The following is a 17,715-nucleotide window of genomic DNA, read 5'->3' as shown; positions in this document are numbered from 1 at the left end:
GGCGCGCAAGGTTAGCGATGCGTCAACGCTGACGCGCGATCGTCGTGCGATGCTCGCGACTCATGACGACACGAGCAATGCCTGCACGAATGAACGAGTCATCTTCCGTACAAGCCGCGCGCGTTCGCATCGGCTGCGCGGGCTGGTCGATCTCCGCCGCGCATCGCGACGCGTTCGGCGCGGGCGACAGCATGCTCGCGCGTTACGCCACGGTGTTCGATGCGGTCGAGATCAATTCCTCGTTCTACCGTCCGCATCAGCGCAAGACCTACGAACGCTGGGCCGCCAGCGTGCCGGCCGATTTCCGTTTTTCGGCCAAGCTGCCCAAGAGCATTTCGCACGAGGCCCGCCTGCATCGCACCGGCCCGCTGCTTGAACCGTTCATCGAAGCAGTCACCGGGCTGGGCGCGAAGCTGGGCGGGTTATTGCTGCAGCTGCCGCCAAGTCTGGCCTTCGACGCGCGCACGGCCGCGACGTTTTTCCGCATGCTGCGCGCGCGCTGGAACGGCGGCTGTGTATGCGAACCGCGGCATGCGAGCTGGTTCGCGCCGGCGGCGACGGAGTTGCTGCGCAACCACGCGATCGGCCGGGTCGGCGCCGACCCGGCGCTCAGCGAGGACGCGCGCGTGCCCGGCGGCGATGGCTCGTGGCGTTACTGGCGATGGCATGGCTCGCCGAAGATGTACTACAGCGCGTACGCCCCTTCGGCCCTGGCCGCGTTGGCCGGGCAGATCGCGACCGCGGCGGACGCTGGCGAGACCTGGGCGATCTTCGACAACACCGCGGCTGGGCACGCGATCGGCGATGCGCGCAGCCTGCAATCGCTGCTGGCCGCGCATCGCGCGGCGACCGTTCCGATCGGCCGTCGCGCGACCGGCGCTTGAACGCGGCGGCGCCGCGCGCTCGATGCTTACGCCGACTCCTTCTTCGCGACAGCCGGAACATTGCGGGTGAAAGCCGTCGCAGGCCCGCGGAACCGGGCCATATCGTACTCGACACGCTGTACCCGTTCCTCGGCGTCGAAGCCGAGCATCCGCGGGTCGCCTGCGCCGGGGCCGGGGTCGAACGTCCCGGTGAAACCGTGGTCGACGCGCATCAACGCACGCGCATCCCCGGCCTGTACGCGATCGGCGACATGGTCAGCGGCTTGAACCGGATCTCGGTGGCGGTGGGCCAGGCCGCGATCGCGGCCACCCATCTGCATAACGCATTGCCGTTCGTGCCGCGCGGCGCGGCCTCGGTCAAATGACGATCGAGGCCGCGGCGACGCTCAGCGCGGCTTGCGTCGCGCCAAGCGACTGCGATTGGCCTTGACCGTGCGCGCCACCGGCTTGAGGCCTTCGGCGAGGATGCGATCGCCGGTGGCGAACAAGCCGCTCCACTGCTGCCACGGCGTCGCGCCGGGCATCCACGCGCTCCACGCCGACAGGCTCCACGGCGCCATCCAGGCCGCGCCGGCCATCGCCCACCAGCCCTGCATGGCCGCGGCGGATTTCTCCGACACCATCCGGTTCCATTCGCGCTGCGTGCGCGCCGACGGCGGATAGCCGCCCTGCGCGGTCTCCATCAGCCGCTGGGCGATCACCCACGGCGCGGCCTGGGCGATGGAGGCGAGTTGATCGGACGAACGAGTGGGCGTGGGCGACATGGGCAACTCCGGGAATCGAGTTCGCACAGTGCCTGAGGCCTGTGCTGTCGCTGTGACGATGCGGCGGCTATGTGCGCGATTGGGCGCTTGGCGATGAATGGTTCACGAAACGACGCGGTCGGCGCGCCTGCCCCGCACTGAGCGCGAGCGGGCATTGGCGCGATGGCCCGCGCGCGCGCAAGGCTGCGCGGACCCATCGCGATCTCAACGCATCCCATCCCAAAACTTCATATCGCCGTACTCCCAACCCCATGGCGCGCCGGTCTCGCCGAGCACGAATTCGACCAATTTGGGAAACGCGGGCTCGGCGCGCACATCGTTGGACAGGATCACCACGCAACGCTGGCCGCGCTCGACGCAGACCAGGGTGTTGGCGGTCGAGTCGTTGTGACCGCCCTTCATGAAACCGGCGCCCTGCGCGCCGCGGAACGCGATCACGCCCAGGCCGGCGGCCAGATCCGCGCGCCGCTGCGCCGCCGGCAGTTCGGCTTGCAGGGACGGGAACTGACTGCGTGTGGTGATCGGCAATTGCGGCTTCGCCAGTTCCGCGCGCATCCGCTTCGACAGGCCGGCGCCGCGCACCAGGCCAGCGGCGAAGCGCGCCATGTCGTCGATGCTGGTGTCCATCGATCCGGCCGCGCGCACCCGGCTGCGTTCGTCGTGGGGCTCGGCCAAGCCGTCGGCGCGCCAGCCATCGGCGAGGTTCGCGGCGAAGCGCGGTTGCCAGATCATGCTGGTGTCGCGCATGCCCAGCGGTTCGAACACGCGCTCGCGCATCGCTTCGCCGACATCGATGCCGAGCCCGCGCTCGATCACGAACTGCAGCAGGATCAGGCCGTCGCCGGAATAGCCGTAACGCGTGCCCGGGTCGAAATGGAACCGCAGTTTTTCGTCGGCTTCGTCGAAGAAGAAATTGGCGAAGCCCGGGCTGTGGGTCAGCAGATGGCGCGCGGTCAGCTTGCGCCAGCGTTCGTCGCCGGCCAGCGTCGACCACGGCGCGTAGCGGTCTTCATCGGGATAGTCCGGCAGCGGCCGATCGAGATAGCCCGCGATCGGCTTATCCAGATCGAGCCGGCCTTCGTCGACCAGTTGCGCGACGAAATAGGCGAACGCGGCCTTGGTCAGCGACGCGCCGTACATCACCGTGTCGGTCCGCAGCGGCTGGCCCTGCGCGTTGCGGCTGCCATAGCTGCGGACCCGCACGACGCGACCGCGGTCGACGATCGCGATGGCGAGACCGCGCGTGCCGGTGGCGGCCATCGCGCTGGCGGCTTGTGCGTCCAGAGCGTCGGTGTCGGGAACGCGCGCGATGGCCGGACCGGCGGCCAGCAACACCAACAATCCAGCGGCGGCGAGCGAGCGCAGCCACGCCGGCATGCGGGCATCGAACGGAAACAAGGCGGAACGCGACAGCGAGGCGGCGGACGACATGGCGTTTTCTCCTGGGGTGTCGACCGCTATGACGCGCCGGGCCGGCCAAACTTACATCGATCGCCCAATCTGGCCGCATCGGCTGATCGATGTAAGTTTGGCCGGCCCGGCGCGTCTTTCTGGTCGAACTCCCAGCACAGACCCCTATGCCATGCTTGCCCGGATCAACCCGCTTGCCAGGATCCACAGACCCGCCGGCATCACCTGGACCCCGCCGATGACCGAATCCGCGCCGTCTCCCGAATGGCTGGCCCAGCAATACGGGCCACTGGTGTTCAAGGCCGCCTACCGCGTGCTCGGCGACGCGTCGCTGGCCGAGGACGTGCAGCAGGATGTGTTCCTGAAACTGATCGAAAGCAATCCGGCGCAGGTCGGGTCGTGGCCGGCGTATCTATCCGCCTCGGCGGTACGCACGGCCATCGACGTGTTGCGCCGCCGCCAGCGCTGGTGGCGGGTCGTGCCGATGTGGCGCGCGCAGCAGCCACTCGCGGCCGCATCGGCGGAACAGGCCGGCGAGGAACGCGAACGCAGTCAGCGCCTGCGTCTGGCGCTGGCGAAGCTGCCCAAGCGCGAAGCGCAGTGTTTCAGTCTTCGCTATCTGCAGTGCATGGAGATCGGCGAGATCGCGCGCTCCCTGGCGCTCAGCGAAAACAACGTCAACGTCGTCCTGCACCGCGCGCGGCGCAGGCTGGAAACGCAACTCGGCGAAGCCGCCGTGGAGGTCGCCCCATGAACCAGCGATTCGATCACGAACTGTCCGCCCCGCTCGCGCAGCGGGTCCGCGAAGCCGATGCGGTTCCCACCGATGCGGTCGAACGCGCGCAGCAACGACTGACGCAGCGACTGCGCAATCAGGCCCGCCCGCGCCGCTTGCAGGCGCCGCGCTGGATCGCCGCGTCCGCGCTCGCCGCGCTGCTGGTCGTGGTGGTGATGAGCGTGCCGATGCTGTCCGGCGGCGGCGATGCCTTCGCCGCGGTGCAGGACCATCTGCGCCGTTTCGTCCATCTGGAAATGAATGTCACCCAGCGCGCGCAGGGCCAGGTGATCCAGACCTCGCGCACCCTGGTCGATGCGCACGGCGTGATGCGCACCGACGTGGGCGATCAGCTCAGCATCATCGTCGACCCGCCGCGTGGACGCGTGCTGACCCTGCTGCACGCGCCCAGGCAGGCGATGCTGACCGCGCTGCCGAAGGGCAAGATCGCGCCGCAGGACACGTTGCAATGGCTCGACGAGTTGCGCAATTTCGAGGGCAAGGCCACGCCGCTAAAGGAGAGCCGGATGATCGACGGACAGCGCGCGCAAGGCTGGTCGTTGCGACTGCAGGGCATCGACATGGATATCTGGGCAGACTCCAGCGGCCTGCCCCTGGCGATGCGGCAGCACGGCGGCGCGGGGCTGGAAATCGACTACCGCTTCACCCTCGACGGGCCGGTCGCGCCCGGGCGCCTGAGCAGCGATCCGCCGCCGGGTTACGCGCGGGTCGAGCCCGATCGCGAGTAATTCGTCGCGACGATGCCTGCGCTTGCCTCGGCCGGCGGCGCAGGCCTTCGCAGCTGACGACGACAAGATCGCGGACACAAAAGAGGCTCCCGAAGGAGCCTTTCAATTACGCAGCGCCGTTGCGGATTTTCACTCGCAACGAACTAGCCGATAAAAGGAAAGCGAAAACCCCTCCCACCGCGGCGGGTGAGAGGGGACTTTTCCGATGCCGCCGTTGAAGCTGGCGACCTCGCGCGTCAGCTTATTGGTAACGCGCCAAAACGAAAGCCGACGGCGAGTTGCCATAACCCGCCACGACGATCTTGCCGTCGCTCTGGATGGCGAGCCCTTGAACCGCGGCATTCGCGCTGCCGACGGTGGTGACGACAGGCCCGAAGCTCGCGTCCTGATTGCCGAACGAGTCGTAGCGATTCAAGGTCAACTGGCGGTAGCTGCCCGCGTTGGAATAGCCGCCGACGATGATTCCGCCGCTGGCGTCGATGGCGACGTCGCCGCCGATCGCATCGCCGCTGCCGATGGCGGTAACGACCTTGCCGGTGCCCGATCCAAAGTAGCTGTCCAGCGCGCCGGTGCTCGTGTAACGGACCGCGGCGAACCGATAGGGCCCGGCGCTCGTGCTTTTCGCGTAACCGGCGGCGACGAGGTTGCCGTCGCTTTGAATCGCCAGCGAGGTGGCGATGGCGGCGTTGCCGGCGGCCGTGCCGGCCACGTTCGTCAGTACCTTACCGCCGCTACCGAACGTGGCGTCCAGCGCGCCGCTGGTGGTGTAACGCGTCAACGCGAATACGGTGCCGGTGCTCGACGCATAACCGGCCAACACCGGTTTGCCGTCGGCCTGGATGACCAGGCTGTTGGCGAAGGCCGAACCGGTGCCGACCGACGAGGTGACGGTGCCGGTACCGCCGCCGAAGCTGTAATCCAGAGTCCCGCCGCTGGTCAGCCGCGCCAGCGCGAAGCCCGAACCCGCATAGCCCGCGACCCAGATCGAGCTGCCCTGTACGGCAATGGCGTTGGCTTCCGAAGCGCCCACGTAGAAATTGACGGTCGCCTTGCCCGCGCTGCCGAAGCTCGTGTCCAACGAACCATCCGTGTTATAGCGATAGACGGTGAAGTTGCGGGTGGAGGTGAAGTTCGGGCACGAGGTGCCTGCAACGACGATCTTGCCATCGGCCTGCAGGGCGAGTGCGCGCGCCTGTCCCGAGCAGCTGCCCGAGGGCGTGGTGGTGACCTTGCCGGCGCCATTGAAGCTCGTATCCAGCGCGCCACTGGTCGTATAACGCGCCAGCGCGAACTCGCCGAGCGCGGTCTGGCCGGCGGTGACGATCCGTCCGTCGGCCTGGATGACGACCCGGGCGGCGGCACCGTAACCGCCGAATGCGGTGGAAGCGATGCCCGCCGAACCGAACGCGGGGTCCAGCGATGCGGCCTGGGCGAGCGTTGCGAATGCGCCGAGAGCGCTGATGGCGATGCCGAACGATACCTTCATCGTGTTGCTGGTCACTGATGGCTTCTCCTTGTTGGAGGTGGTTGAATCCATTCCGGGATTCGATTCACCGCCGCCCGCTGTGCAGCGGCGGTGTGCTGGTGCGCAAGGTCTTGAAGACGATTGCGAGGTGGCGTCGCTTGTGAAAGGTATCCGTGCGTGATTACAGCTATCGCGTAAGCAGCCGTGCGGCGTGGCCTGAGCGATCTATCGCGCTGACGAGCCGTTCGTGGCGACCGGCCTGTCGGCGTATTCGGGGGAGTGTTTGACGATGTACGACGCCGTTGGCGGAGCCGGAGACATGGAGACACTCATCGACCTCGCCACGCTCGGGCGAACAGGCAGATCGGTACACGTCGTAGTTCCCCTGCGACAAGTTTCGGCTTCAACCAATCGCTGCTGTTCGATGACCGCCCCGTAGTCACCCATCCGTATGCACCGAAACAGCGTCGCTCATGGCCCTGTCTCGATCCGGCACATGCTCATGCGTTAGGTATTGAGCTGGCTCCAGACTCCGCGCAGACAATCAGCGCTACCCTTGTGCCAATTGTGCGCCGGGCAAGTCTCCGTCGTTGCGACGTTCCGCGGACATGAGCTATCCAGGGCATGCGAACGCCGAAGCCGGAACTTGCGCAAACACCACGTTCCGCGTTGAGCAGAACCCGATATCAAAAAGAAAGAGGCTCCGGAAAGCCCCTTTCAGGTAATCGCAAACTTGTGGGTGGCGACGTAACGCCTTCACGGCGCTCGCGCATGTGCGGGATCTCCCGTAAGGGGCTGGCAGTCGACTAAGTAAAACGACGGACTGCGACAGAGGTGGCCATGGCGCGTACTGCCGAACGGCCGCCACATGGCGCCAGGTCCGCTTTCGCAAGGCCTCAAAAGACGCCGGTTCCGCAGAGCAGACCAGACTCCACTGGAGACCAACACGTCGTGGATGGCGCCCTGGTATCGTCCTGTCCGATTTAGCGGCAGCGTCTGGCCAGAAGCGGACAGTCAGGGCGGGGCCTGACTGTCGCTTCCGATAGGCGTGCGCTCACTTCGACTCACGCAGCAGCGACACCTGCAGCTCAAGGCGCTTGATCTCGCGCAGAGCGCGATTCGTTTCCATTCGCGCGCCCATGAAAGTCTTGCACAGCGTGGTGATCTGAAACAGGAACAACGCGCCCACGCCCCAGCGCACTGCGATCAGCGCGTCCGATGTCGCGAACATCTGCCAGATCGCGTAGGCACCCGCGAGGAACGCCACGCCGCCGGCGATATTCACCAGCCACAAGATGCCGGCCATGGGACCGCGGAAAATCCCAAATGCCTGGGTCAGATAGCCCGGCTCGGCATGGCTGGCAAGGAGGGCACGGTCTTCCTCGGTGAGTGCCTTGCCGATGAGGTCGTCGATGTTGTTCATGAGGGATCTCCTTCCAGGATCGCGCGGACCTTGTTCCGCGCATGCATGAGCCGGGTCTTTACCGTTCCCGGTGGAACGTCGGTGGCGATCGCGATCTCCGCCACGCTGAGGTCTTCCAGATAGAACAGGGCCAACGCTGCGCGTTGAGGACTGGGTAGTTTGGAGATCGCGTCCATTACCGCCGACAACTCGGCACGGAACTCGCCCGACTCGTGTTCGGGAGCGGGTGCGTCCCACGCCGGAGTACCGTCGTCGTGTTCAAGCGACTCGTGGTTCTGGCGACCGAACTCGCGCTGGCAACGCCGCGTGACGATCCGGAACGCCCAGGCCGGAAACGCTGCGACGTCGTCCAACCGCGCGATGCCGCGCAAGATTTCGACCCATGCCTCCTGCACCATGTCCTTGGCGCGCTCGGCGTCGCCGAGCAGGCGCCAAGCATGGCGCAGCAGCCTTGGCTGCCAGCGCGATATAAGTCGGGCAAGCGCCTCGCGGTCGCCGTTCACAGCGGCGGCCGCCAAGTACTCATCGAAGATGCGCTCGCTGTTTCGTTTCACCGCCTGCCGCCACACTTCCGCTTCGGTTATATACAAGGTGCGCGCAACTGGGCGATCGGTTCAATCCCGGGTTCAAGACAAGGCCGCTAGAGGAGCTTCGACGGCGCCGCCAGACTTGGCCGGATACCTGCCTAGCGGGCAGGATCAGCGTCGGTCTGGCCGCCACGCGGCTTCGACTATGCCCCTAGGCAGCCCGCACCTTTTTGGAAATCATCGCTGCGGCGATCTTCGGCCTCGCCATTCTTCATACGTTCGCTGCCAAGCCGCTCGAACGCCCTGTGCACCGGGTCCTCAAGCACGCCGGGTTCCTGCACCTGCCGGGCGAGGTGGACGTCGTCTTCGGGCTCTGGGCAATCGTCCTGATGCTGGCTGCACTCAACAGTGCGGACGTGGCCACCACCTGCGTGGAATCGCGGAATTACACCGAGCCCCTGTGTGTCCTGGAAACAGCGACATCCAGAGTGCCTGCATGCAGTGGCCACCGCGCGCTGACGCCGGCCACTGTCCCGTCCTTCTCCGTGCGTTTCGGGGCATCGTTGATGTAGGTGAAGGCATCCGGCCGTCGCCCGCCGTTGAGCGCAACGGGCTGGACTCGATGCCGCGGACGGAGATGTACATGTCACTGAGCTGGCCCATCGCGTTGAACTTCACGTTGGGAGCCAGCCTGTCGAGGTCGCGGAACTCGGTCACGTCCGCTTGCTTGAGCGCTTCGCGGTCAAGCACGGTCACGGACAGATCGCTTTTGAGATAGGGGAGTGTCGCGCTTGGACCCGGTAACCACCGCACCGTCGAGGCTGGTCGCCTGCCGGGCATGGGCCGGGGAAAGGCAAGACAGAACGGCGGCGGTGGCGACGGCCGCAGCGTTACACAGGTCGCCATGTGCGCCGGATACACGACCGTCAGCAAATTCGCCGCTGCATTCCACCGTGTCCACGGCGCGTCCCTGTTCGTGCCGCGGCACGGGTTGGCGAAATCCGAAGGAGTGAACCCCTCGGTTGGACACGGCCCCGGTTCCGGTTGTTGCAACCGAATGCGCCGTCAGTACACGGGCAACGACACCGAACTGGCCGCTTCCGGGCTGTGCCAGATGCGCTGCGTCGCTTTGCGGTAGTCCCCGGGCTTGGCGAAATAGATGTGCGCGACCGGAATCGGCAACGATCGGTACCGAGTTCATCGGCAAGTCGATCTCGTCGCCTGGAATGCCGCAGACAGCGCTCGACGCCAAGGTGGCGGCCAACCCGCATGCGCATTTCGGCGACAGCGCGCATCGCGCGCTCCCTGATGTTCGACATGCGAACCGACGGCGTGGACGTGGCGGTCCGGGCCCTGGAGAACGTCGCCGCCCGAGAGACCGAGTGCACCACCGCGAAACGGTTCCGCGTCGAGCAAGCTCGTCCTGGCGTGATTCCGGGCTGGAATGCCGAACGCCCCTTGGACGGCGCCCGCAACCGGCCGCCGCATAGGCGTTGGTGACGCTCGGCGCAAAGAGATCCCTCGATGCCGCTCGCCGGTAAAGAAAAAGGGGCTCCGAAGAGCCCCAGTGCGTGCGATCCGGCCAAGTCGCCGCTTATGGGCACCCGTGGTCGCGACGTATCGGCGCTCACGTCGCGGCATATGGGGGCTCGCGCATGGCCACTTCGCGCTACCCCATCACCGCCTCAACCGCATTTGGAATAGCCGCAGTTCAAGCAGGTCGCGCAGCCGTCCATCAGCACCAGCGCCTTGGTGCTGCACTTGTGGCAGACCGTGGCCGAGGGCGGGAACGAGGCGCCGTCGCCGGTGACGCTGACGTCCTCGACGCGCGGCTCGATCACGGTGATCGAGGCCGACGCAGTTACCTCAGAGTTTTTTTTTGAACCGCGCTGTTCGTAGGCGGCGCGCTTCTCGGCGATCAGCGCGCGCTGGGAATCGCTCATTTCCGGGTCGTGGATCATGCCGATCGACTTGAGATGGTCCTCGACGATGGCGCCCATTTCGGCCACCAAGGAGGGCATGTACACGCCGCCGGCCTTGAAGTAGCCGCCGCGCGGGTCGAACACGGCCTTCATCTCGTCGACCAGGAAGGTCACGTCGCCGCCCTTGCGGAACACCGCCGACATGATGCGCGTGAGCGCCACGATCCACTGGAAGTGGTCCATGTTCTTGGAGTTGATGAAGATCTCGAACGGACGGCGCGATTCGTGTTCGGTGCCGGCGTTGAGCACGATGTCGTTGATGGTGACGTACAGCGCGTGCTCGAACAGCGGCGATTTGATCTTGTAGGTCGAGCCGATCAGGATCTCGGGGCGCTCGATGCGCTCGTGCATCTGGATGACGTCGGCGACCGGCAGTTCGACCGGCGCGTTGCGCGCGGCGGCGGCGGCTTCGGCGGCGCGGGCGTCCTTGGCCTTGTCTTCCTGGCTGATGACGCTGTAGCCCTTGATTTTCTGTTCGATCTTGACGGCCATGGGCCCGACTCCTGATTGCGGCGGTGCTTGTTCGTGTGCGGGTGGTGCGGGACTTGCGGGGCGATGCGGCGCGAGACGCGGCCACTGCCCTCACCCCAGCCCTCTCCCGCTGGCGGGAGAGGGAGGGACGATCGCGGCCGGTTTACTTGGCTGCTTTCTTCGCGGCTTTCTTGGCGGCCTTCTTCGCAGGCGCCTTCTTGGTCGCCTTCTTGGCGGCGGCCTTCTTCACCGCTTTCTTGGCGGGCGCCTTCTTGGTCGCGGCTTTCTTGGTCGCGACTTTCTTGGCCGCCTTCTTCGCGGTCTTCTTCACGGCTTTGACGGCTTTCTTGGCCGACTTGACCGCCTTCTTCGCGGCTTTCTTGGCGGCTTTCTTCGGCGCGGCCTTCTTGGCGGCCTTCTTCGCCGCCTTCTTGCCGGTGGCCTTGTCCTTCAGCGCGGTGGCTTCCTTCTTGGCCTTGGCGCTGGCGGTGGCGAGCTTCTTCTTCGCCGTGCCGACGGCTTTCTTGGCGGCCTTGCGGGCCTTGGTCGCGGTCTTCTTGACCGAGGCCACGGCTTCCTCGGCCCGGGTGGCGATCGCGCTGCCGAGGTTGGATGCGGTTTCTTTCACGTTCTCGGCAGCCTGGGTCAGGGTCGCCGTCACTCCATTTCCGTTGCTCATGATGCCCTCCTGATGGGCGTTCTTAATCGCGGTACGTGAGCGTTACTTGCAATCGGGGGTGTTACCGGAGCGATGCTATACCTGCTGCGCGCGGCTAGACAGTGGCCGCTCGTCGGTTCGCTGCGCGCGAGAGTGATTCGAGCTGAAAATCCGCGACCGCGAGGGTGTTGCCTGCGACCGCAATGGCGTCGAGCGACGCCCGGACGCGCGACCCGCTCTGGCGGGCGCGCGGCCGCGGCGGCCTCAGAACTTGCCGTAATAGCCTTCCTTGAGCGCATCGAACAGGTTCGCGGCGGTGTGCATTTCGCCGTCGTATTCGATCTGTTCGTTGCCCTTGACCTCGATCACGCTGCCGTCTTCGAGCTCGAAGCGGTAGGTGGTGTTCTCGAGGTCGGCTTCCTTCACCAGCACGCCCTGGAACGCGGCCGGGTTGAAGCGGAAGGTGGTGCAGCCCTTGAGGCCTTGCTCGTGGGCGTAGCGGTAGATGTCCTTGAAGTCCTCGTACGGGTAATCCGTGGGGACGTTCGCGGTCTTGGAAATCGAGCTGTCGACCCACTTCTGCGCGGCGGCCTGGACGTCGACGTGTTCCTTCGGGGTGATGTCGTCGGCGGAAATGAAGTAGTCGGGCAGCTTGGCCTCGGCTTCCTCGCTGAACGGCATCGCCTTGGGGTTGATCAGTTCGCGGTAGGCCAGCAGCTCGAACGAGTAGACGTCGACCTTTTCCTTGGACTTCTTGCCTTCGCGGATCACGTTGCGGCTGTAGTGATGGGCGAACGAGGGCTCGATGCCGTTGGAGGCGTTGTTGGCCAGCGACAGCGAGATGGTGCCGGTCGGCGCGATCGAGCTGTGGTGGGTGAAGCGGCTGCCGACGTCGGCCAGTTCCTCGACCAGTTCGGGCGCGACTTCGGCCACCCGCTGCATGTAGCGCGAGTACTTGGCGTGCAGAACCTTGCCGGGGATTTCCTGGCCGATCTTCCAGCCATCGGCCTTCATCTCCGGACGCTTGCGCAGCATCTCGGCGGTCACGGCGAAGCGCTCTTCCATGATCGGGGCGGCGCCCTTCTCCTTGGCCAGCGCCAGGCCCATTTCCCAGCCGGCCACGGCCATTTCGCGGGCGATGCGGTCGGTGAATTCGCACGAAGCCTTGGAGCCGTACTTCATCCGCAGCATGGTCACGGTGCTGCCCAGGCCGAGAAAGCCCATGCCGTGACGGCGCTTGCGCATGATCTCGTCGCGCTGCTGCTGCAACGGCAGGCCGTTCACTTCGACCACGTTGTCGAGCATGCGGGTGAACACGCGCACGACTTCCTTGTATTCCTCCCAGTCGAACTCGGCCCGGTCGGTGAAGGCGTTGCGCACGAACTTGGTCAGGTTGACCGACCCGAGCAGACAGGCGCCGTACGGCGGCAGCGGCTGCTCGCCGCAGGGGTTGGTCGCGCGGATGGTCTCGCACCACCAGTTGTTGTTCATCTCGTTGACGCGGTCGATCAGGATGAATCCGGGCTCGGCGTAGTCGTACGTCGAGACCATGATCATGTCCCACAGGTGCCGCGCGCGGATGTGGCCGTAGATCTTGCAGGCGACCAGGCCGTCTTCGCGCGAGATGTAGTTGCGCGTGGTCGGCCAGTCGCGCCACACCACCTGGGCGGCGTCTTCGAGGTCGACGTCCTCGCGTTCCTTGATGTTGACCGGGAACACCAGCGGCCAGTCGGCATCGGTCTTGACCGCGTCCATGAAGCCGTCGGTGATCAGCAGCGACAGGTTGAACTGGCGCAGGCGGCCGTCTTCGCGCTTGGCGCGGATGAAATCCTTCACGTCCGGGTGGCTGACGTCGAAGGTGCCCATCTGGGCGCCGCGACGGCCGCCGGCCGAGGACACGGTGAAGCACATCTTGTCGTAGATATCCATGAAGGACATCGGACCGGAGGTGTACGCCCCGGCGCCGGCGACAAACGCGCCGCGCGGCCGCAGGGTGCTGAATTCGTAACCGATGCCGCAACCCGCCTTGAGGGTCAGGCCGGCTTCGTGGACTTTCTCGAGGATGCCGTCCATCGAGTCTTCGATCGTGCCCGAAACGGTGCAGTTGATCGTCGAGGTGGCGGGCTTGTGTTCCAAGGCGCCGGCATTGGAGGTGATGCGGCCGGCCGGGATCGCGCCGCGGCGCAAGGCCCAGGCGAAACGCTCGTACCAGTACTGCTGCTTCTCGGCATTGGGCTCGGCGTCGGCCAGAGCGCGGGCGACTCGCAGGTAGGTGCCGTCGATATCGGCATCCACGGCCTCGCCGTTCTTGGTCTTGAGGCGGTACTTCTTGTCCCAGATGTCCTGGGACGCGGGCTGCAGGGCCATGTCCTGCTCTGCCGCCGGGTTCTTCACCGCCTCGAGGCGCACGCTGCTCATGCCTGTTTCATCTCCTTCTATTGGCGGCGGGCCGTTGGGTTGCGCCCGCCGCCGGTGGTTTCTTTTTTGAACGGGTAATCGGGGTGAATCTGAGTTGCTTCGGAAGGTGGTACGTACTGCGGGTGGATCGGTGAATCGACTGCTGGGTAATCGGGACACTCTATTTATGTCCCGCGACCTGACTCGATCCCACGCATGCTGTGTAACGACTGCTGCGTGTAGAGCCTGTCGCGGGTGTTGCGCCTGGCGCCGGACGAGGTCCTTAGCCGGGTGGATCAGCCTGTCGTCAGCCCCCCGCCGACGACGACGCACGCGATCGCGTGATTTACGCGCCGCGTGCGGCTGGTATGCGTGTTTTGAGGTTCTCGTTCGTCGTCGTCATGCGCCCGCTCACTGTCTAGGCGATGCCTGCACACCCACCCAAGCTGAACCCCTACGCTTGGGCTCCTCCCGCCGGGCCGACCACTAGATGTTGTGGCCCCGCAGGGACTTCAAACTACGCCGCGCGTTTGTCGAAGTCAACGGCTTGTTGATGACTATCACGCTTTCTCTGACCTGGCTCTGTCACAGATTCCAGTTCCGATGCGGCGGCGATACATCCTCGGCCAAGGGCCTGCGTACACTGCGCGGCCCGTGCTGGCCGTGCATCACTTCATCGGCTATTTATCGCCCTGCTCCAACAATGAATGGGTCCGGCGTCGAACCACCGCGCGCCGCGGCGGTCCAAGCCTGCGACCGGCGCGGCCGCCCTGGCGGCACCGGGCCGACCTGCCACGATGTCCTCCCTCTTTCTTTCACGTTGACCGGAACCGCGACGCGATGCGCCCTCTGCCGACCTTGCTGACCCTTGCCCTGGCCGCCGCGTTCGGCGGTTTCGCCGCCACCGCGATCCGCGAAGGGATCCAAGCGCCCGCGGCGGCCTCGCCGGCCGCGGCCGCGGTGATGCCGACCACCGCCGCGCTGCCGGCCTCGGTCGGCGGCCAGTTGCTGCCGTCGCTGGCGCCGATGCTGCAGAAGGTGACCCCGGCCGTGGTCAGCGTGCACACCAAGCAGACCGTGCGCATCCGCAACCCGTTCGCCAACGATCCGTTCTTCCGCCGCATGTTCCCGAACATCCCGCAGGAACGGATCAACGAATCGCTGGGCTCGGGCGTGATCGTCGATGCCAAGAACGGCTACGTGCTGACCAATCACCATGTGATCGAAGGCGCCGACGAGGTCTCGGTGACCCTGGCCGACGGCCGCACCGTCAAGGCCGAGTTCCTGGGCTCGGACCCGGATACCGACGTGGCGGTGATGCGGATTCCGGCGCAGAACCTCAGCGCGATCACCCTGGCCGACTCGGATGCGCTGCGCGTCGGCGACTTCGTGGTCGCGGTCGGCAACCCGTTCGGGATCGGCCAGACGGTGACCTCGGGCATCGTCTCGGCGGTCGGCCGCAGCGGCCTGCGCGGGCTGGGCTACCAGAACTTCATCCAGACCGACGCCTCGATCAACCCGGGCAATTCCGGCGGCGCGCTGGTCAATCTCAACGGCGAACTGATCGGCATCAACACCGCCAGCTTCAATCCGCAGGGCAGCATGGCCGGCAACATCGGCCTGGGCTTCGCGATCCCGGTCAACCTGGCGCGCAACATCAAGGACCAGTTGATCGCCAACAACGGCGTGGTGCGTCGCGGCACGCTGGGGCTGGAATCGCAGGACGTCACCCCGCAACTCGCGGCCGGACTGAAGCTGTCCGAGCCGCGCGGCGCGCTGGTCTCGCGCGTGTTCGCCGGCAGCGCGGCGGCGGCGGCCGGGCTCAAGCCCGGCGACGTGATCCTGACCGCCAACGGCCAGCGCGTCGACGGCCGCGATGCGCTGCGCAATTTCGAAGGCCTGCAGGCGATCGGCAGCAAGATCGCGCTGGAAGTGCAGCGCGACGGCCAGACGGTGCAACTGAACGCGACCCTGCGCGAACAGCCCAAGGCGATGGCCGGCGCCGAACTCGATCCGCGCCTGACCGGCGCGACTTTCGCCGAAGTGCCCGAGCGCCTGCGCCAATCCGGCGTTTCCGGCGTGGTGGTGGAAAGCGTGAGCCGCGGCAGCCGCGCGGAGGCGAACAATTTGCGCAAGGACGACGTCATCGTTGCGGCCAGCAGCGGCGATTTCGACGATCTGCCCGGCTTCCGCGCGAGCTTCACGCGGACTCCGGCACAGTTGGTCCTGCGGATCCGCCGCGGCAACAGTGTCGGCAATCTGCCAATGCAGTAATCGCGGATGGCGTAAGGTGCCGAGCATCGTGCCGGCGCCGTCCGCGGTGTTTTCGTTTCGATGCGTCAGGTTTCAAGCGACACCGTCAAGGCACCACGCTTCAATGCATCGTGTTCGATGCGCCATGCTTCATCGCACCGTTCGCGGCGCAATCCGCTCACCCTCGTCGCGCGTCACCGATCGGCCCCCGCCGCCGGGCTCGCGACAACCCGCTAGAACCCTGGACTTGTTCAGCGGTTCATCCATGCAGCACGGAGGAACACCCTGATGACCCCTACCTCGACCGACGCCATCAAGAGCAACCTGGGCGAAGCCGGCACCCATCTCAAGCAAGCCGCCGCCGACGCCGGCGACGCGATCCGCAGCGCCGCCGGCGTGGCCGGTGAAGAACTCAAGATCGGCAAGGCCAACGTCAAGTCCGGCCTGGCCGACAGCGCCCTGGCCGGCATCGCCGCGGCCGAGAACGCCGGCGGCGCCGCGCGCGAGCAAGTCGACGCGCTGATGGACAAGGGCCGCGACCTGATCGAAAGCGCCGCCGAACTGGTGCGCGAGCGTCCGCTGGCGTCGTTCGGCGTGGCCTTCGCCGCCGGCTTCATCATCGCCAAGCTCGCCCGCAGCGGCGACAAGTAAGCGTGAGCGACACGCCCGGCATGGACCCTCACGCCCAGGCGCCTTCGGGCGCCCCCGGCGGCGACTCGCAACGTTCCGCCGCGGACGATCGCGCACCTTCGATCGACGCGGCGTTCCGCGATATCAGCAGCGCGGGCCGCGAGGGCCTGTCGGCCGCGCTCGACACCGGCCGCGCCTTGCGCGGCCTGGTGGTGGCCGATCTCGCCCTGGCGCGCAGTGCGCTGGGGCGGGCTCTGTTGTGGGTCAGCGTGGCGATCGTGTTCGGCGCCTCGTCGTGGCTGCTGTTGATGGCGGCGCTGATCGCGGTGCTCAACGGCGTGCTGGGCTGGTCGTGGATGGCCTCGATGGCGTTCGCGGCGGGGCTGAGCCTGGTCGTGACCGGCGTGGGCGTGTGGCAGGCCTTGCGTTACTTCGAACACACCCGCCTGGACGCCACCCGCCGGCAACTGCGCCGGCTGGGCATCGGCGACGATGACGACGATGCGACTCCGCTCGGCGTCGCGCCGGGGCTCACGCCCCGCGATCCCAACCGCACGGAGGCGTGATGAGCCGTTTCGAAGCCTTGCAACGCCGCGTCAACAAGCGCGAGAAGCTGCTCGAAGGCCGTTATCAGCAGGCGGTCGAGCGTAAGGACGCACTGAAGGCCAGTTGGCGCGAAGCCTGGACGCCGGGCCGGATCGTCATCGCCGGCTTGGTCAGCGGTTTCGTGATGGGTCGCGCCGAGCCGGTCAAGATCGCGGTCAAGAGCGGCAACCTGATGCAGATCGTGACTTTGTTGTCGGGTCTGTTCGCCGGCACCAGCGCGCAGGAAGCCGCGCAGAACGCCGACAAGGCCGCCGGCCAGGCCGGTCATGCGGCGCGCGAAGCCGGTCACGCCGCCGACAGCGCGCACCAGGCGGCGCAAACGGGCGAACGCGACGCGGCCTGAGGCCGCTCGCCATCGCTTAGCGACAACGACTCCCGCCACGGCGATGCTTCGGGCATCGCCTTTCCCGTGCGCGCAAACGGCGCAAGCCGCGACTGCATGGGTCGGGCGGCGTGATTCGCACTCGATTACCTCGGGCCCCGTCGGTTCGGCCACGACGAGCCGGTGCGAACGCGGCTGCAAAGCGCCCGCTTCGACAAGGCCGCTTCAACAGGACCGTTCCGACAAGGCCATTTCGGCAGCCCATTTCGAGCGGTTCCGCGCGTGTGTCCGGCGTGATGGCGAACACACACGCGACAGCGCACAGTACGCGCTCCGAAAACGCCGAGCCTTCGCCGCCTTGAGCCAGACCGCGCCGCCGTCCGCCTCACCCGAGCCGTC

At 66.5% G+C, this 17,715-nt stretch carries 18 protein-coding genes; 10 read left to right on the top strand and 8 right to left on the bottom strand.

Annotated features, from left to right (window positions below; all coding sequences use genetic code 11):
• The first annotated feature begins 77 nt into the window (after positions 1-77).
• Positions 78-884 carry a DUF72 domain-containing protein gene (locus tag AC3A4T_RS10260; RefSeq protein ID WP_487675299.1) on the top strand — a complete coding sequence of 269 codons (807 nt, stop codon included), beginning with the start codon at positions 78-80 and terminating at the stop codon, positions 882-884.
• Positions 881-1,249 (top strand): FAD-dependent oxidoreductase, encoded by a 369-nt coding sequence (locus AC3A4T_RS10255; protein WP_487675298.1) that lies wholly within the window; start codon positions 881-883, stop codon positions 1,247-1,249. The genes AC3A4T_RS10260 and AC3A4T_RS10255 overlap by 4 nt, the downstream gene beginning before the upstream one ends.
• 21 nt (positions 1,250-1,270) lie before the next feature.
• Here AC3A4T_RS10255 and AC3A4T_RS10250 read toward each other — a convergent pair whose 3' ends face one another.
• Both AC3A4T_RS10250 and AC3A4T_RS10245 read right to left on the bottom strand, forming a co-directional pair.
• Positions 1,271-1,648: a hypothetical protein gene (locus AC3A4T_RS10250; protein WP_487675297.1), complete on the bottom strand. Its 378-nt coding sequence runs from the start codon at positions 1,646-1,648 to the stop codon at positions 1,271-1,273.
• 204 nt (positions 1,649-1,852) lie between these two features.
• On the bottom strand, positions 1,853-3,025 hold the full coding sequence (locus AC3A4T_RS10245) for a serine hydrolase domain-containing protein (protein ID WP_487675591.1): 1,173 nt from the start codon (positions 3,023-3,025) through the stop codon (positions 1,853-1,855).
• Between the two features lie 52 nt (positions 3,026-3,077).
• On the opposite strand from AC3A4T_RS10245, the gene AC3A4T_RS10240 reads away from it, so the two are divergent.
• Together AC3A4T_RS10240 and AC3A4T_RS10235 are read left to right on the top strand one after the other, a co-directional pair.
• Positions 3,078-3,812, top strand: coding sequence for an RNA polymerase sigma factor (locus AC3A4T_RS10240; RefSeq protein ID WP_487675296.1), 735 nt, complete (start codon positions 3,078-3,080; stop codon positions 3,810-3,812).
• Positions 3,809-4,582, top strand: a complete 774-nt coding sequence (locus tag AC3A4T_RS10235) for a hypothetical protein (RefSeq protein WP_487675295.1) — start codon at positions 3,809-3,811, stop codon at positions 4,580-4,582. Before AC3A4T_RS10240 ends, AC3A4T_RS10235 begins: the two co-directional genes overlap by 4 nt.
• A gap of 241 nt (positions 4,583-4,823) precedes the next feature.
• Here the strand turns inward: AC3A4T_RS10235 and AC3A4T_RS10230 are convergent, their stop codons facing one another.
• The 3 genes from AC3A4T_RS10230 to AC3A4T_RS10220 form a co-directional block, all read right to left on the bottom strand.
• The gene (locus AC3A4T_RS10230; RefSeq protein ID WP_487675294.1) at positions 4,824-6,083 is read right to left on the bottom strand and encodes a delta-60 repeat domain-containing protein; all 1,260 of its coding nucleotides are present in this window, start codon (positions 6,081-6,083) and stop codon (positions 4,824-4,826) included.
• A 1,018-nt stretch (positions 6,084-7,101) separates the two neighbouring features.
• Positions 7,102-7,470 (bottom strand): DUF6768 family protein, encoded by a 369-nt coding sequence (locus AC3A4T_RS10225; protein WP_487675293.1) that lies wholly within the window; start codon positions 7,468-7,470, stop codon positions 7,102-7,104.
• Positions 7,467-8,060, bottom strand: coding sequence for an RNA polymerase sigma factor (locus AC3A4T_RS10220; RefSeq protein ID WP_487675292.1), 594 nt, complete (start codon positions 8,058-8,060; stop codon positions 7,467-7,469). The genes AC3A4T_RS10225 and AC3A4T_RS10220 overlap by 4 nt, the downstream gene beginning before the upstream one ends.
• A 167-nt stretch (positions 8,061-8,227) precedes the next feature.
• Between AC3A4T_RS10220 and AC3A4T_RS10215 the strand changes: the two genes are divergently transcribed.
• A complete protein-coding gene (locus tag AC3A4T_RS10215; protein WP_487675291.1) occupies positions 8,228-8,569 on the top strand; it encodes a putative Na+/H+ antiporter in 342 nt (113 codons plus the stop codon).
• 697 nt (positions 8,570-9,266) lie between these two features.
• Positions 9,267-9,497, top strand: coding sequence for a hypothetical protein (locus tag AC3A4T_RS10210; RefSeq protein ID WP_487675290.1), 231 nt, complete (start codon positions 9,267-9,269; stop codon positions 9,495-9,497).
• 185 nt (positions 9,498-9,682) lie between these two features.
• Here AC3A4T_RS10210 and AC3A4T_RS10205 read toward each other — a convergent pair whose 3' ends face one another.
• The 3 genes from AC3A4T_RS10205 to AC3A4T_RS10195 form a co-directional block, all read right to left on the bottom strand.
• Positions 9,683-10,471 carry a TSCPD domain-containing protein gene (locus AC3A4T_RS10205; RefSeq protein WP_056106350.1) on the bottom strand — a complete coding sequence of 263 codons (789 nt, stop codon included), beginning with the start codon at positions 10,469-10,471 and terminating at the stop codon, positions 9,683-9,685.
• Positions 10,472-10,613: 142 nt separating this feature from the next.
• Positions 10,614-11,129 carry a hypothetical protein gene (locus AC3A4T_RS10200; RefSeq protein WP_487675289.1) on the bottom strand — a complete coding sequence of 172 codons (516 nt, stop codon included), beginning with the start codon at positions 11,127-11,129 and terminating at the stop codon, positions 10,614-10,616.
• Positions 11,130-11,372: 243 nt separating this feature from the next.
• On the bottom strand, positions 11,373-13,526 hold the full coding sequence (locus tag AC3A4T_RS10195; RefSeq protein WP_487675288.1) for an adenosylcobalamin-dependent ribonucleoside-diphosphate reductase: 2,154 nt from the start codon (positions 13,524-13,526) through the stop codon (positions 11,373-11,375).
• Positions 13,527-14,345: 819 nt separating this feature from the next.
• Between AC3A4T_RS10195 and AC3A4T_RS10190 the strand changes: the two genes are divergently transcribed.
• From AC3A4T_RS10190 to AC3A4T_RS10175, 4 genes are all read left to right on the top strand, one after another.
• On the top strand, positions 14,346-15,779 hold the full coding sequence (locus tag AC3A4T_RS10190; protein ID WP_487675287.1) for a Do family serine endopeptidase: 1,434 nt from the start codon (positions 14,346-14,348) through the stop codon (positions 15,777-15,779).
• 267 nt (positions 15,780-16,046) lie between these two features.
• The gene (locus tag AC3A4T_RS10185) at positions 16,047-16,409 is read left to right on the top strand and encodes a hypothetical protein (protein WP_487675286.1); all 363 of its coding nucleotides are present in this window, start codon (positions 16,047-16,049) and stop codon (positions 16,407-16,409) included.
• A gap of 20 nt (positions 16,410-16,429) precedes the next feature.
• Positions 16,430-16,954 carry a CobD/CbiB family protein gene (locus AC3A4T_RS10180; protein ID WP_056107054.1) on the top strand — a complete coding sequence of 175 codons (525 nt, stop codon included), beginning with the start codon at positions 16,430-16,432 and terminating at the stop codon, positions 16,952-16,954.
• Positions 16,954-17,337 carry a hypothetical protein gene (locus AC3A4T_RS10175; protein ID WP_487675285.1) on the top strand — a complete coding sequence of 128 codons (384 nt, stop codon included), beginning with the start codon at positions 16,954-16,956 and terminating at the stop codon, positions 17,335-17,337. The genes AC3A4T_RS10180 and AC3A4T_RS10175 overlap by 1 nt, the downstream gene beginning before the upstream one ends.
• The last annotated feature ends 378 nt before the right edge of the window (positions 17,338-17,715 follow it).

It is taken from the genome of Lysobacter sp. Soil_N_51 (genome assembly GCF_057655755.1).
Note: the sequence above shows the minus strand (reverse complement) of the source record. Positions and strands in the feature narration are given on the sequence as shown.